Below are 14,560 nucleotides of genomic sequence, written 5' to 3' on the forward strand. Positions count from 1 at the left end.
GGTCGGTGTGTGGATCAGGCCGCCAGCACCTTGCGGATCTCCTGGATGGAGAGCTTGTACTGACGTGGACACTGACGCCACACCTGCAGCATCCGCTGGTACTTGTCGCGCATGGCGATGTCGCTGGAGAGCTCGTCGCACGGGCACTTGAGCTCGGGGAAGCGCTTGTCCACCTCCAGCAGGAAGCAGACGTAGTCAGCCAGCTCACGCTCTTGGCTGCGGCTGTAGCCGTTGAACTCCAGACGGCTGGCGTTGATCTCGCCCTGATCGGCGGCATCCAGATTACCCCATGAGATGGCCAGTGCGTGATGCAGCTCCAGGGTGTCGATCACCTCCTGGCAGGTCGCCAGATCCAGATGGCCGAAGCTCTTCTCCAGCTCGAGGATCTGCAGGCAGTAGCCGCGCTCGATGATGGTGCTGGCGCGCTGGTAGATGTCCGCCTTCTCCGGGTTGAGTTTCGCCAGAATTTCGTACTGGTTGCTCAGGATCAAACGTTCTGTGTTGCTCATGTTCATGGGATATCTCGCTGGAAGATGATTCTGGGGTCACGTTAACCCATATATAAAATGAATTTTTTGATCTGGGCGGGGGAGTTGGTGAGAAAAATCCACTGGCAAGGGCTTGCTGGCCAGACAAAAAAGGCCTGCATGGCAGGCCTTTCAATGACGCAGGGGAGGGTTATCCCTTGAGGAAATCCAGTACCACCTGATGGTGATCGCTGGTTTTGAACTTGTCGAAGTGGTGGGCAATCTTGCCCTCTTCATCGATCAGGAAGCTCTGACGGTGAATGCCGTCATACTCTTTGCCCATGAATTTCTTCGGGCCCCAGACGCCAAAAGCATCGGCGACGGCGTGGTCTTCATCGGCCAGCAGGGTGAAGTTGAGCTGGTCCCGCTCTTCGAACTTTTTCAGCCGTTTGGCCGGATCCGGGCTGATGCCAAGCACCACCACATTGAGGGCGGCCAGCTCGGCGTTCACATCGCGCATGCCGCAGGCCTGGGTGGTGCAGCCGGGGGTCATTGCCTTGGGATAGAAATAGACCAGCACCTTCCTGCCGCGCAGGCCAGCGAGGCTGACCTGATTACCATTCTGGTCGGGCAGGGAGAAATCGGGGGCGGGGCTGCCAGCTTGTAGTGGTTGCATGGGGTCTCCTCGGGTAAAACGCCCTCAGGCGTGTTTGCGATTGACGATAAACTCGAACGATTCGGCACCCAGTTGACGACAGAATTCGGCGAAGGCGGTTTGCGAACCTTCCACTTCACCCTCTCTGGCCAGATTGAGCTGAAAACTGATCTTCAGCAGGTTGAATGGCTGCTGCTCCAGGGTCATGGATTGCATCGCCTGAATGTTCCAGCCATGTTCGCTGAAGAACTGAGTGCACTGGCTTACGATGCCGGGCTCGTCGCGGATCAACAGGTCGGCACTGGCGCGGACGTCATACTGCAGGGACTGGTGGCGCTCGGTGCGTTTCATCATGGTGATGAGATCCCACTCCTGGCTACGCAGGGGCAGGCTGATTTCGAGTTGCATCATGCTGTTCCAGTCGCCCGAGAGCAGCATGATAAAGGTAAATTCATTGCCGAAGATGCCAAGGCGGCTGTCCACAATGTTGCAACCACAGCCACTGACGTGGCGGGTCACTTCATTGACGATGCCAGGCCTGTCCGTGCCGATGGCCGTTACGACCAGGTAGTGAGTCATAAATCTTCTCTCGTCCGTTATTTCGTTGCGAAAGCCGCGCTGGCAAGCCAACCCTCCGGCCCTGATGACCACTCCCTGAGGGACGCTGCCGACTTTCGTCCATTACTTTTTGTTCCGGATGGTATCACGGCTTGCCCCCTCTCTCCCTTGTTTTTCAAAGGGGTCAGCTTTACCATTACGCCCCTGAAAATCGGGAGAAAAGTCCATGTTACGCGGTAGTATTGTTGCGCTCGTTACCCCCATGCTGGCTTCAGGTGAAGTCGATTGGGCCAGTCTGGCCAAACTGGTCGACTATCATGTCAGCGCCGGGACCTGCGCCATTGTTGCGGTGGGTACCACAGGGGAATCGGTGACCCTGAGCGAGCAGGAGCATATCGCCGTCGTTGAAAAGACCGTTGAGTATGCCGCCGGACGCATTCCCGTCATCGCCGGTTGCGGCTCCAACAATACTGCCCATGCCATTGAATTGGCAAAGCGACTGGCCAAAACCGGCGTGGTGGCGGGTCTCTCGGTGACTCCTTACTACAACAAGCCCACTCAGGAAGGTCTCTATCGCCACTATTGTGCGATCGCCGAGGCTAGTGGTCTGCCCCAAATTCTTTATAATGTGCCCGGTCGCACCTGTTGCGATCTCAAACCGGAGACCGTGGCCCGTCTGGCCAAGGTTCCCGGCATTATCGGTTTGAAAGAGGCAACCGGCGATTTGAGCCGCACCCCGCTGCTGCGCGAGCTGTGCGGGCCGGAGTTTGCTCTCTACAGTGGCGACGATGCCACTGGTTGTGATTTTATGCTGCAAGGTGGCGATGGCGTGATTTCGGTCACCACCAATATTGCAGCGGCCCAGATGGCCGACATGTGTCGTGCTGCGCTGGCCGGTGATGCCGGGCAGGCGCATGACATCAACAATCTCTTGATGCCGTTGCACAAGACTCTGTTCTGCGAACCGAGCCCCACCCCGGTGAAATGGGCCTGTGCCCAACTGGGGTTGATTGCAACAGCCACCTTGCGCCTGCCGCTGGTTGACCTCACCCCCGAGGGCGAGCAGCTGATGGCGCGAGCACTGACCACAGCGGAGTTGATGGCGAGTGTTTAAATCTAATGGAAAGGGAAATAGAGCCCGTCTGGTGCTGAGCGTTGCGACTGTGGCCGTCTTGGCCGGTTGCAGCACCCCCCAGGATCGCAAAATGGCCAACCGCGACTTCGGTTATGAAGATGCCCGCCTCGAGGGCCGCGCGTTCTTGATCCCCGCAGGATTGAGTGCCCCCACCTTCAACAGCCAGTACGACATCCCGCCGCTGCCCGAGAGCAGCCGTGAAGGTGCCCTCGGCGCCCAGGTCGATGTGCGTCCACCCGCCCAGCTGCTGACCGTGGTACCGGGCAGTCAGGTGGTGCAGAGTGCAACCGAACCGACCGTTGCCTTCTATGCCCTGAGCACCAGCCAGAGCGTGGAGCGCGATACCTGGTCGTTCCTGATGAACTTCCTGGCCAAATACAAGGTCACCACCGAGAAGCTGGATCAGCAGGATGGCGTATTGCAGACCGGCTGGTTTGACAACACTGTTGCCCTCGATGGCTGGGGTGAAGATGACGAAGACTTCAAAATCCGTCAGCGTTACCAGTTCACCGTGCGCAACGATGCCCAGCGCCACGCCGTCAATATGTCGGTCCGGGTACTGGATCACGAAGAGACCATCGACGGCGAGACCAGCAACAAGCTGACCCCTGCCGATGCCCAGCGCTATGCCGCGCGAGTGCTGAACCAGTTCTCTCTCTATTACGACAGCCAGCTGAAAGCCCGCGAGCAGCACAAGTCCAACGATGGCATGGGTCTGCAACTGGGTCTGGACAACAACGAGCTGAGCGCCTGGATTGCCGAAGGTTCCTTTGATCAGGTGTGGCGTCGCCTTAATCAGGTACTGCCTGCTTACGGTTTCACCATCAAGGATACCCAGCAGTCTCTGGGCTGGATCGACGTCGAGTACGAAGAGCCGGGTGCCGAGTTCTGGAAGGCGAAAGGGAGCGAGCCGTTCAAACTGGAGGAGGAGAAATACCGCTTCCAGCTTGGCGAAATGGCGGGAGGCAAGACCTCCATCACCCTGTTCGACAAGGACAAGAAGCCGGTATCGTCCGGGGTTATCTCCCAGATGTATATCAGCCTGTCCGAGGCGTTCGCCAAGGGGCTGGCCGATCAGGCAGCAGCAAAAGCAGAATAAATACAGGGGCCTTGTGCCCCTGTTTTGTTATCAAAATCCCCCTGAAAACGCGGGGATTCCGAGCGGTTTTCGATGATGCGAGCCCCCTTGCCAGTCCGTTGCAAACAGAGCGCGCGGGTGAGGGACTCGCGATGTTTACCCCCCACAAACAGGAAGTGTTATTAGCCATGAGTCTTGCAGATCAAGTATTGGCGGTGAATGACGATTTGCCGATCCGTACCGATAAACCTGTCCATTCCGGCAAAGTGCGCAGCGTCTACTGGTTGACCCCCGAAGACAGTGCCCGGCTCATAAAAGAGAAAGGCTATGATGTGCCGGCCGATGCGCCCCTCGCCCTCATGGTGATCAGCGATCGCATCTCGGCCTTCGATTGCATCTGGCAAGGTGTGGATGGCCTGAACGGCGTACCGGGCAAAGGGGCTGCGCTTAATGCCATCTCTAGCCACTGGTTCAAGCTGTTCAAGGAGAAGGGACTGGCCGACAGCCACATTCTGGATATTCCGCACCCCTTCGTTTGGATCGTGCAAAAAGCTCGTCCGGTGATGATCGAGGCGATTGCCCGTCAGTACATCACCGGCTCCATGTGGCGTGCCTACAAGGATGGCGAGCGCGAGTTCTGCGGCATCACCCTGCCGGAAGGGCTCAAAAAGGATCAGAAGCTGCCGGAAATTCTCATCACTCCCTCCACCAAGGGCGTGCTGAAAGGGCTGGATGGCGTGCCGGAAGCTGATGACGTCAACGTTTCCCGTGCCGATATCGAGCGCCACTACAAGGGCTTCAACTTCAGCAAACCGGCTGACATCGACCGTTACGAAGTGCTGCTCAAAGAGGGCTTCAACGTCATCAGCGACGCGCTGGCCGGGCTGGATCAGATCTTCGTCGATACCAAGTTCGAGTTTGGCTACGTCCACGATGCCGCCGGCAACGAAAAGCTCATCTACATGGATGAAGTGGGCACCCCCGACAGCTCCCGTATCTGGGATGGCGCGGCCCTGCGCGACGGTCAGATTGTCGAGAAGTCGAAAGAGGGTTTCCGTCAGTGGCTGCTCAACCACTTCCCGGATCCGGACATCCTGCTCAACAAGAACCGCATGCCGGAACGTTTCGCCCTGGCCCGCGACAACAAGCTGCCGACCGAAGTAATGATGGACATATCCAACACCTACGTCGGGATCGCCGAGAAGATCATCGGCCACAAGCTGGCGCGTTCTGCCAATCCCAAGCAGGAGATCATCGAGGTGCTGCGTGATCAGTACGGTCTGATCGACTAAGGGTTGCTCTTTTTTTGTCGCCTATAAACAAACGTTTGCTGGTGGTGAAAGATAGAGGCAAATAAACAGACGGGCCCCATTGCGGGGCCCGTTTTTATTGCTGGTCTGGCGGCAAGCGAGCGGCGATCAGCCGTTGACCCTGAACACCTGACCGGTCTGGATGCCCAACACCGACTTCTTGTAAGCCTGCGCTACCTTGGCGGCAGGCACCGGCACGAACCCCGGGAAGAAGTCAGCGTATTTGTCCATCGACTCCGCCAGCACGGTGGGGCTCACCACGTTGATGCGAAGGCCCCTTGGCAGCTCGCAGGCGGCCGCTTTCACAAAGTGCTCGATGGCGCCGTTGACTGTGCTGGCGCTCACGCCCCAGTTGATCGGCTCTTCGCTCAGGATGCCGCTGATCAGGGTGATGGAACCTTTGTCGCTCAGGTGGGGGATAGCGGCACGGGTCAGGTTGATCTGGCCCATCAGCTTGCTCTGAAGCCCCACCTGCCACTGCTCGTCGGTCATCTCGGTCAGGCCGTTGAAGGCCACGTTGCCGCTGGCGACGACCAGAGCATCGAACTGCCCCAGCTTGGCAAACAGCGCCTTGATGGAGGCGGGATCGCGCATGTCGACCGTGGCATCGCCACGGCTGTGGCCGACCCGGATCACCCGATGATCTTTGGCAAGCAGTTCACTGACCGCGGAGCCGACGGTGCCGGAGGCACCCACAATCACAATTTTCATCTGCATCACTCCTGGTTGGGATGTGTCGATTCTAGTGCAACAGAAAATGTGAAAAAGCGCGTAAAATAAACCCATTGTTTCCATATTGGAGCTAATGATGGATATCGCCCATCTGGCCAGCTTTTATGAGGTGGTGCTGCGCGGCAGTTTCTCGGCTGCGGCCGATACGCTGGGGGTCAGCAAGGGGATGCTGAGTCGCCACGTCAGCGCGCTGGAGACCTCACTCAATGCCCAGCTGTTGCAACGCACCACCCGCCGCCTCAGTCTGACCGAGGCGGGCAAGACCCTCTACCGGCAGGCGGGGGAGATCTTCGCGCTGGCTCGGCAGGCGGAGCAGGATATTCAGGCGTTGACTGAAGAGGATGGTGGCCGCCTGCGTTTTACCTGCCCGGTCAGCACCGGCGATCGCATGGTGAGCGAGCTGCTGACCAGCTTTGCCGCACTCTGCCCGGGGGTTGAGGTGGAACTCAACTTCACCAACCAGATGGTTGACATGAGTCAGGGGGAGAACGACATCGCACTGCGCGCCATGAACGAGGTGCCGGACATTCTGGTGGCCCTACCGCTCGGTCGGCTCAAGGATGTGGTGGTGGCGAGCCCCGCGCTTGTAGCGAGAGAGGGGCGTCCTGCCACTCCCTATGAGCTGAGCGGTCGCAACTGCCTGTTGCAGGGGCACAATCCGGCCTGGGAGCAGTGGCACTTTATCCATGAGGGGGAAGAGGCCCACATTCTGGTGCAGGGCAAGGTGCGGGCCAACCACTACAGCACAGTGTTGCAACTGGCGCGCGCTGGTATGGGCTATGCCAAGTGCCCGCTGATGCTGGTGGAATCGCTGCTGATGGCGGGGGAGCTGGTGACCGTGCTTGACGAGTGGCAGAGCGGTCTGCATCAGCTTCATGTGCTGCATGCCCAGCAGCGGCGGGTACCGCGCAAGATCCGGCTGTTCAAGCAAGTGCTGGCCCAGTGGTTTGCCGAGCGACCCAACTACCTGCTCTGAGCGGCGTTATTTTTCTGTCATCTTCGGCTGCTACCCTGCGCCCATCATCGGCATCAGGAAGATCAGCGGGAATGAAGAGCAATAGAGGGTTGACCGGGTTTGTGCTGCTCTGTGCAGTCTTGGGGGCTGGCAGTGCGCAGGCCATGGTGGAAGTGAAGGTGCCGGAGAATTTCCGCATCCTCGCGGTGAGCAACGGCACCTTGCAGGATGAGCAGCATGCCACCCTGGCGGATGGCGAACAGCAACTGTTGGTGCGCTTCGAGGGGGTGATCCCCAGTCGCAGCAGCAGCGAGAATGATCGGCAGGTACGCTCCGAGCCACAGGTGGTGCGCTATCAGGGCAGCAATCAGCATTTGCAGCTGACGGCCAGCGTACCGGCCGATGAGCGGGGGATGCAGGCGTATGCAAAGGCTCCTGTGGTGGCGTTGCAGGAGAATGGTCGCGCGCTGGCCATCCAGCAGGATGCGCTGGTGACCAGTGGTATGCTGCTTGGGGTGGATTGGAATGGCAAACTGGCTGAATACAACCGCAGCGTTGGCAAGGCGGCGCTGACGGCAGTCGCTGTTGCTGCGCCGCCAGTGGCTATGCCCGCCAGCGGGGCGCAACCCGGTGTGGCTGCCAGCGAGCTGGAAGGGCAGTTGCAGCAGTTGTTCCTCCGGGCCGATCCGGCTTTGCGCAAGCGCTTTATCGGTTGGGCCGTGCCACAGCTTTAAGTTTTTCGCCCGTTGCAGTAACGTGGGCCCTCCCTTTTGGATGCCCTCTTCATCTTACTCAACGAGGTGTTCATGTTTGAACTGCATTCACGCCTGCAGGCGGATACCTGCTGGCTCGGCGATCTGCCGCTTTGTCGAGTTCTGCTGGCCAAAGATAGTCAGTACCCCTGGCTCATTCTGGTGCCGCGTGTGGCCAATTTGCGCGAGATCCATCACCTGGCACCGGAGCAGCAGCAGCAGCTGATGCAGGAGTCTTGTGCCATCGCAGCCCTGATGGAACACTCCCTCAGCCCGGACAAGATCAACATAGGGGCGCTGGGTAATCTGGTACCGCAGTTGCATATTCACCATGTTGCCCGTTTCGCCACAGACCCCGCTTGGCCCGGTCCCATCTGGGGGGCTCATCCAGCCGTACCTTATGAATTAGACCTCCTGGTGCAGCAGGCCGACAGATGGCGTGATCGGCTCGCCAAGCTGAGTGGTTTCACCCCTGCGGCTACTGACAATGGCGTCAACTGAGAGCTGTGTCGCTATTTCAGTCTGTGGGCCGCGCCATCTGTTAGAGTTATGGTATAGATCATCCCATTTTCGATGTGCAGGAAGGTCCCATGATAGTGACAAGAGCCGACGATGATGCCGTATTGACCACAGAGGATGTATTACTGAGTCTGTGTCATTCGGTAACGGATGTATTGAGTGCGGCCACCCAGAGTCAGGTGCGTTTTTCCGGTATGGTGCAGCGCATAAGCAAAACCTGCCTCAAGCCGGATATTGGCTGCTTCGTGCTGTTCGATGGCGGCTTCTCGGGGTTGGTGGTGATCAATTTCTCTGCCGCTGCCGCCATGGAGCTTTATGAGAGCTACATGCTGAGCATGGGGCTCTCCAAGGAGGATCTTGCCATCTCCCATACTTCTGACGAGGTGAGCAACGTGATGGGCGAGCTGATGAACCAGATCGTTGGCAGCTTTACCGTCAAGGTGGGCCGTGATCTGCAGACTCACATCACCCAGAACCAGCCCAAGATGCTGGCCCTCAACAAGCAGGTGATGCTGAGCGTCGATACCAATCTCGACAGTCCGGAGTCCCGACGCGTGACCTTCTTCACCGCCCGCAACAACATCTTCTATCTGGAGCTGGCGATGGACAAGACCGAGTTCATCCGCATCCACAATGAGGGGATGGAGCATGAGGAGCTGGATCCTGATGCCCTGATCGCTCAGGCCAAACAGGAGGCGACCAAACCGGCACCGGCAGCCGCTGCACCTGCCAGTAATGATCACGATGATCTGCTCGACTCCCTCGGGATCTGACGGGCGACAAGCAGATAGCAACAAGGCCACTCAGGTAGCCTTGTTCTTTTCCAGTGGGTGGCGGGTTAGAAGTTGTAGAGCAGACCGGTATTGAACACCATGGATTCGGAGTCGTAGAAGTCGATATCTGAATCGGATTTGGCATAGCCAGCGGTAAAGGTTGCCGAGAGCGGCGCGATACCGAACAGGCGGTGCCAGAAGAAGGTGCCGGTCAGGGCAAACTCGTCGGAGTCGGCATTTTGGCCAAAGATCGGGTTGGCCTCATCATATTTGGTCTGACCCAGATAGAGGTTGCTGACGAAGGACCATTGGGATGCCCGCTTGCCGTAGGTCAACTGGAGGCCGTTGCTCTTGTAGCTCTGGGCGCTGCCGTCCAGATCGGCCTGACGGTGAATGAAAGCCGGTTCCAGCACCTGGCCGGGTGCCAGCTGCCATTTGTAGGAGAAATCCAGGGCGTGGATCTTGCCGTTGCGATCCAGCTTGGCCGCCGTGTCGGCGCCATACTGGCTGCCACTGCGTTCCTCATCGACTTCAATGTTGCGGGTGGTCAGGCTGCCATTGAAGTTGCTACCCCAGATGTTGTCCCAGGCGAAGCGAACTCCTTTTGACTTGATATCGGTGGATTGGCGATCGACGCCTACGGCGAAAGGATCGCTCCACTGTTCGGTTGGCATGGCATTGAAGACCACGGAGCCAGCCACGATACCCTTGTCGCTCATCTCCTGGCGGATACCGAGCTGCTGGGTGAAGTCGAAACGGATGGCATCCTGGATCAGGTTACCGAGGAATACCTGGGTGCGGGTATCGGCAAAGGTATAACGGATATCAGCGTTGAGCAGCGGGGCGACGGCGGAACTGCTCTCGGCACTGCCCAGTCCGCCCAGTCGACGGTTTTCGTCATCACCGCTGTAAAAGTTGGATTCGTAATTGATGACATTGACTCCGCCAAGCAGGAAACCAGACCAGCCCGATTCGTTGGGAATGGTTCCCAAATCCGCATATGCACTATTTGCAGCCAGCAGGCCCAGACCAAGCAGGGTGGTGTTGCGCATCAGATAACTCCTAAATTAAACGTGTTTAAATTGACGGGTGGATGATTATAGGGGGCCACCCTTAATGGCAACTGACAGAATTTCATCAAATATCCTAACTCACTCATTTTACACGGCGAATCGTTAATTAATTGTGCGAGATAAGAAGAGTTCAATTCTCTGTGCTGGTATTCTGTTCGCGAATATCGGGGAGAAAATAACAAGATGAAGCAGATTAAATCCTGGGCGCAATATTACGTCGACCTGATGACCAAGCTGGGACTGGTGCGATTCAGCATGTTTCTGGCGGCCGGCATCATAGTGCTGGCGGTCGCCATCCAGATGGGGGTAACCCTGTTTCTGCGCGGCAATATCGATGTGATCGACTTCGTGCGTTCGGTCTTCTTTGGCCTGTTGGTGACCCCCTGGGCGGTCTATTTTCTCTCCATCGTGGTGGATCAGCTGGAGGATTCCCGTCAACGACTGAGCCGGATGGTGCGCAAGCTGCAAGATATGCGTGAGCGGGATCTGGAGCTTAACAGCCAGTTGCAGGAGAACATCAGTCGCCTCAATGCCCAGATTGCCGAGACCAACCGGGCCGAGAGCCTGCGTTTGCAGGCCATTGAAGATCTCGAAAACGAGGTGTTCCAGCGGGAGAAAGCTCAGCTCCATCTGGGGGAGCGTACCGCTCTGCTGCGCTCTTTTATCGACTGTTCCCCGGATCTGGTCTACTACCGCAACGAGGATGAGCAATTCTCTGGCTGCAACCGCGCCATGGAGGAGCTGACTGGTAAGGCGGAGAGCGAGCTGATCGGTCTGACCCCGTTCGATGTTTATAAGCAGGAGATTGCCAACAAGGTGGTGGAGACCGACAAGCAGGTCTTTGCCAGCAACGAACCGCTCACCTACGAGCAGTGGCTGGAGTATCCCGATGGCCGCAAGGCCTACTTCGAGCTGCGCAAGGTGCCCTTCTTCGATCGCTTCGGCAAGCGGCTCGGTCTGCTCGGCTTTGGTCGCGACATCACCGAGCGCAAGCAGTATCAGGACAAACTGGAGAAGGCGAGTCGCGACAAGACCACCTTTATCTCCACCATCAGCCACGAGCTGCGGACCCCGCTCAACGGCATCGTGGGGTTGAGCCGGATGCTGATGGATACCCCCCTCGACCCGACCCAGCGCCAACAGCTCAAGACCATTCACCTGAGTGCGGTGACCCTGGGCAATATATTCAATGACATCATCGACTTGGACAAGCTCGACCGACGCCGTCTCGAGATAGCACCGACCCGTATCGACCTGCCCGCCTTCCTCGATGAGCTTGAGACCCTGTCGCGCATCCAGGCTGAGCAGAAGGGGCTCTATTTGCACTTCGATCGTGATGGCGAGATGCCACAATTTGTGATGGCCGACGGCACCCGGCTGCGTCAGGTGCTGTGGAATCTGGTGGGTAATGCGGTCAAGTTTACCGATGAGGGCGGCGTCACCGTGCGCTGCCTCTCTCACCCAGCCGACGAGCCCGGCAAGCTGGCCCTGCACTTCGAGGTGGAGGATACCGGTGTCGGTATCCCGCGTGCCCAGCAGGAGAAAATCTTCGCCATGTACTATCAGGTGCAGGGCAAGAAACACGCCACCGGCACCGGCATTGGTCTTGCGGTCTCCCGTCAGCTGGTGCAGGCGATGGGCGGGCAGCTCTATGTGGACAGCGATCCGGGCGAAGGTTCCTGCTTCACCGCCGAGCTGGAGGTCGCTTGCGCCGAACCTGTGTTGCCGGAGCAAGAGGAGGAGATGCCATCCCTCGATATCCTGCTGGTGGAGGATGTGGAGCTCAACGTGACGGTGGCGTGTGCCCTGCTCAACAAGCTGGGTCATCAGGTGCAGGTGGCACGTGATGGTGCGCAGGCGCTGGCGATGGCCAATCCGGATGATTTTGACCTCATTTTGCTCGACATCCAGCTGCCGGACATGACCGGTTTCGATGTGGCTGAAAAGCTGCTGGCGCGTTATGGCGACAGCCTGCCGCCCATGGTGGCGCTCACCGCCAACTCCACCGGTGATCGCCAGTACTACCGGGATCACGGCATGCAGGATGTGATCAACAAGCCACTTGGCTCCAAAGCGGTGCGGGAGGTGATTGGTCACCTGTTTGCCGATCTCGCCGAGGATGAGGCGGATGAGCAGGCGGATGCGGGCAATCAGGATGCCCTGCTGGATATCCCCTTCCTCACTGATTATGCCGATACAGTGGGCAAGCCGGTGCTGCTCTCCAGCGTCGATCTGTTCGAGAAGATGATGCCGGACTACATGGCGGTGCTCGACTCCAACATGATTGCCAAGGATCAGGCGGGGGTGGTGGAGGAGGCGCACAAGATAAAAGGGGCGGCAGGCTCCATCGGCCTGCGCCGACTGCAGCAGACGGCCCAGCTGATCCAGAGCCCGGATCATCCCGCCTGGTGGGAAAACGTGGAAGACTGGATTGAGACGCTGCGCCGCGAATATCCCGGCGATATCGCCCGTCTGCGGCGCTGGTTGTTGTCTTGAGACTGGTGGTTGTCTTGAGTCTGAGGGAAGTTGCTGGCAAGGAGCTGCAAGATGTATAGCCGTTTGATTACCCCCGCGCGCATCCACTCCTGGGGGGATGAGGAGCTGCTGGAGGCGACCGAGCAGGATCGCGCCCGTATCGTGCAGGCCGCACCGGTGCGCCGGTTGCAGCAGAAGACCCAGGTCTTTCCACTCGATGTGAAGGCCTCGGTGCGCAGTCGCCTCACCCACTCGCTGGAGGTACAGGAGACTGGCCGCCAGATCAGTCGCCGCATTCTGGCTGCCTTGCCTGCAGGTATGGTCTGCGAAGGGGCCTTTATCAATCTGGTGGAGATGTCCTGCCTGCTTCATGACGTGGGCAACCCGCCGTTTGGTCATTTTGGCGAGCAGGTGATGAGCCAGTGGCTCGGCGAGATGCTCGATCCCCTCTATCAGCAGGCGCTGGCGCAGCCCCCCTCGGCCCAGTGGGCTGAATTACGTCAGGATCTGCAGCTGTTTGATGGCAACGCCCAGAGTCTTCGGCTGGTGCACAGCCTGCACGAGCTCAACCTGACGCTCGGACAACTGGCGGCACTCTGCAAATACCCGCAGCAGCCCCAGCCCGGGGTGAGCTATGGCCAGCATCATGGCTGGAGCAGCAAACGAGGTATCTTCTTTAGCGAGCAGCCGCTCTACCGCGCCCTCGGCCAGAGTCTGGGGCTGGCCCCCGGCTGTCGCCATCCGCTGGTCTACATCATGGAGGCGGCAGACGACATCTCCTACTGCATCGCCGATCTGGAAGATGCGGTGGATAGGCGGATCCTGACTCAGGGTGAATTGCTGGCGGCGCTGCGAGCAGCTGACCAGAGTGACTACATGGGGACCTTGCTGGGTGACGCGCTTGCCAGTGGTCGAGGCTTTTTCCCCCATTTTCGCCAGCAGCTGACCCGGGATCTGGTGGCGCTGGCGGCGCAGAGCTATGTCAGCGAACATCAGGCAATTTTGCAGGGATCCTATCCGCAAGCGCTGCTGCACGGCCAGGCGCCGGCGGCGCGGGTGCTCGACATCCTCAAACAGGTGGCCCGCGAGCAGGTCTTTATGCGACCCGAAGTAGAGGCGCTCGAACTGGAAGGGTATGCGGCGCTGCGCGGGGTGCTGACCAGTTATTCCTGTCTGTTGGCGCTGCCAGCACCACAGTTTGCTCGCCTGCTGGCCGGGGAGGGGAGTCAGGCGCTGTTCTTTGCGCGCCGCCTCTATCACCGCCTTTCGGCCCGCCATCTCAAGGCCTATCGATTGGCGATCGCCACCCCTGATCCACGCTTTGCCTGCCTGCATGAGCAGGAGTGGTATTACCGGGTGCGGCTGCTGCTCGATTATGTCAGTGGCATGACAGATACCTATGTGCTGGAGGAGTACCGGCTGCTCTCGGGGATCTGATACCCCAAGCTCCTTTTCGGGCAGCATAAAATGCCGTAAAAACGTTTAAAAAGGAGTCGCAAGAGGCTTGTTTTAAATTCGGATATTTTTTAGACTTCTGCAACCTGTTCAACTTTTATCCGGTAAGGAGACGAAAATGCAACATCTGATGCTCAATATTGCATTCTCTCGCGGCACTGCGTGCGGCGTGAAATCTCGTGCTCTTTTACCGCGTGGCGTAAACAGGTAACCCCTGTCTTTTTATCACCCGCGGTTCGTCCCGCAGGGTGATATCCACTTTCTCCGGGAGAACCGCATGTTCTACTGGAGAATGTCATGTCTATCGAACTGGTTTTACTGCGCAGTGTTGAATCCCTGGTCCAGAGACGGATTGCCCGGGTCGAGCGTCGTCTCGTACAGGTTAATCTGTCACCCGCTCTGCTCAGGGATATCGGGCTGGAAGGATATCAGGGTCAGATCTCCCTCGTTCGCGAGCGGGAGTATCAAACCGGCTTCCGCCTCGGGAATCGAATAACCTGATCCACAGGGGAGGGTAAACGCTCTCCCCGTGGTGACGTGGCAGGCGGAATGCCTGCCATTTTTGTGTTTGCAGGTTGATTTTTTATTCACTTTTCTTTGTCCCGGCACTATCCTCTCTGCCC

General features: G+C 58.4%; 15 protein-coding genes. 10 read left to right on the forward strand and 5 right to left on the reverse strand.

The annotated features are described in order from the left end of the window. Positions 1 to 14: 14 nt before the first annotated feature. The 3 genes from G5154_RS17845 to G5154_RS17855 all read right to left on the reverse strand — a co-directional run bounded on the left by G5154_RS17845 (position 15) and on the right by G5154_RS17855 (position 1,701). Positions 15 to 515, reverse strand: coding sequence for a YfbU family protein (locus tag G5154_RS17845; protein WP_042059885.1), 501 nt, complete (start codon positions 513 to 515; stop codon positions 15 to 17). A 163-nt stretch (positions 516 to 678) separates the two neighbouring features. Then, the gene (bcp, locus tag G5154_RS17850) at positions 679 to 1,143 is read right to left on the reverse strand and encodes a thioredoxin-dependent thiol peroxidase (RefSeq protein WP_216980162.1); all 465 of its coding nucleotides are present in this window, start codon (positions 1,141 to 1,143) and stop codon (positions 679 to 681) included. A 24-nt stretch (positions 1,144 to 1,167) separates the two neighbouring features. Then, positions 1,168 to 1,701: a glycine cleavage system protein R gene (locus tag G5154_RS17855; RefSeq protein ID WP_005349229.1), complete on the reverse strand. Its 534-nt coding sequence runs from the start codon at positions 1,699 to 1,701 to the stop codon at positions 1,168 to 1,170. 205 nt (positions 1,702 to 1,906) lie between these two features. Here G5154_RS17855 and dapA point away from each other — a divergent pair, with 205 nt between their 5' ends. The 3 genes from dapA (at position 1,907) to G5154_RS17870 (ending at position 5,185) form a co-directional block, all read left to right on the forward strand. Continuing rightward, entirely contained in the window at positions 1,907 to 2,794 is an 888-nt protein-coding gene (gene dapA / locus G5154_RS17860; RefSeq protein WP_139410839.1) for a 4-hydroxy-tetrahydrodipicolinate synthase, read from the forward strand. Further along, positions 2,787 to 3,914 carry an outer membrane protein assembly factor BamC gene (gene bamC, locus G5154_RS17865; protein ID WP_005349235.1) on the forward strand — a complete coding sequence of 376 codons (1,128 nt, stop codon included), beginning with the start codon at positions 2,787 to 2,789 and terminating at the stop codon, positions 3,912 to 3,914. Before dapA ends, bamC begins: the two co-directional genes overlap by 8 nt. Positions 3,915 to 4,081: 167 nt before the next feature. Continuing rightward, positions 4,082 to 5,185, forward strand: coding sequence for a phosphoribosylaminoimidazolesuccinocarboxamide synthase (locus G5154_RS17870; RefSeq protein WP_040065098.1), 1,104 nt, complete (start codon positions 4,082 to 4,084; stop codon positions 5,183 to 5,185). 126 nt (positions 5,186 to 5,311) lie between these two features. Here the strand turns inward: G5154_RS17870 and G5154_RS17875 are convergent, their stop codons facing one another. Continuing rightward, positions 5,312 to 5,914 carry a short chain dehydrogenase gene (locus tag G5154_RS17875; protein WP_421251369.1) on the reverse strand — a complete coding sequence of 201 codons (603 nt, stop codon included), beginning with the start codon at positions 5,912 to 5,914 and terminating at the stop codon, positions 5,312 to 5,314. Positions 5,915 to 6,011: 97 nt separating this feature from the next. On the opposite strand from G5154_RS17875, the gene G5154_RS17880 reads away from it, so the two are divergent. The 4 genes from G5154_RS17880 (at position 6,012) to G5154_RS17895 (ending at position 8,934) form a co-directional block, all read left to right on the forward strand. Beyond that, entirely contained in the window at positions 6,012 to 6,911 is a 900-nt protein-coding gene (locus tag G5154_RS17880) for a LysR family transcriptional regulator (RefSeq protein WP_005341110.1), read from the forward strand. Positions 6,912 to 6,982: 71 nt separating this feature from the next. Next, positions 6,983 to 7,624, forward strand: a complete 642-nt coding sequence (locus G5154_RS17885) for a DUF2057 domain-containing protein (RefSeq protein WP_421251368.1) — start codon at positions 6,983 to 6,985, stop codon at positions 7,622 to 7,624. 72 nt (positions 7,625 to 7,696) lie between these two features. Further along, positions 7,697 to 8,143 carry an HIT domain-containing protein gene (locus G5154_RS17890; protein WP_005341106.1) on the forward strand — a complete coding sequence of 149 codons (447 nt, stop codon included), beginning with the start codon at positions 7,697 to 7,699 and terminating at the stop codon, positions 8,141 to 8,143. 89 nt (positions 8,144 to 8,232) lie between these two features. Next, a complete protein-coding gene (locus G5154_RS17895) occupies positions 8,233 to 8,934 on the forward strand; it encodes a DUF3334 family protein (protein WP_236348126.1) in 702 nt (233 codons plus the stop codon). A 65-nt stretch (positions 8,935 to 8,999) separates the two neighbouring features. Here G5154_RS17895 and G5154_RS17900 read toward each other — a convergent pair whose 3' ends face one another. Next, a complete protein-coding gene (locus G5154_RS17900; RefSeq protein WP_216980167.1) occupies positions 9,000 to 9,986 on the reverse strand; it encodes a DUF2860 family protein in 987 nt (328 codons plus the stop codon). A 204-nt stretch (positions 9,987 to 10,190) separates the two neighbouring features. On the opposite strand from G5154_RS17900, the gene arcB reads away from it, so the two are divergent. The 3 genes from arcB to G5154_RS17915 all read left to right on the forward strand — a co-directional run bounded on the left by arcB (position 10,191) and on the right by G5154_RS17915 (position 14,438). Further along, entirely contained in the window at positions 10,191 to 12,503 is a 2,313-nt protein-coding gene (gene arcB, locus G5154_RS17905; protein ID WP_216980168.1) for an aerobic respiration two-component sensor histidine kinase ArcB, read from the forward strand. A gap of 51 nt (positions 12,504 to 12,554) precedes the next feature. Continuing rightward, on the forward strand, positions 12,555 to 13,919 hold the full coding sequence (gene dgt, locus G5154_RS17910; protein WP_216980169.1) for a dGTPase: 1,365 nt from the start codon (positions 12,555 to 12,557) through the stop codon (positions 13,917 to 13,919). A 315-nt stretch (positions 13,920 to 14,234) separates the two neighbouring features. Continuing rightward, positions 14,235 to 14,438 (forward strand): hypothetical protein, encoded by a 204-nt coding sequence (locus G5154_RS17915; RefSeq protein ID WP_042059910.1) that lies wholly within the window; start codon positions 14,235 to 14,237, stop codon positions 14,436 to 14,438. Positions 14,439 to 14,560 lie beyond the last annotated feature (122 nt).

It is taken from the genome of Aeromonas sp. 600527 (assembly GCF_049175415.1).
In the GTDB taxonomy this organism is placed as follows: Bacteria; Pseudomonadota; Gammaproteobacteria; order Enterobacterales; family Aeromonadaceae; genus Aeromonas; species Aeromonas veronii_A.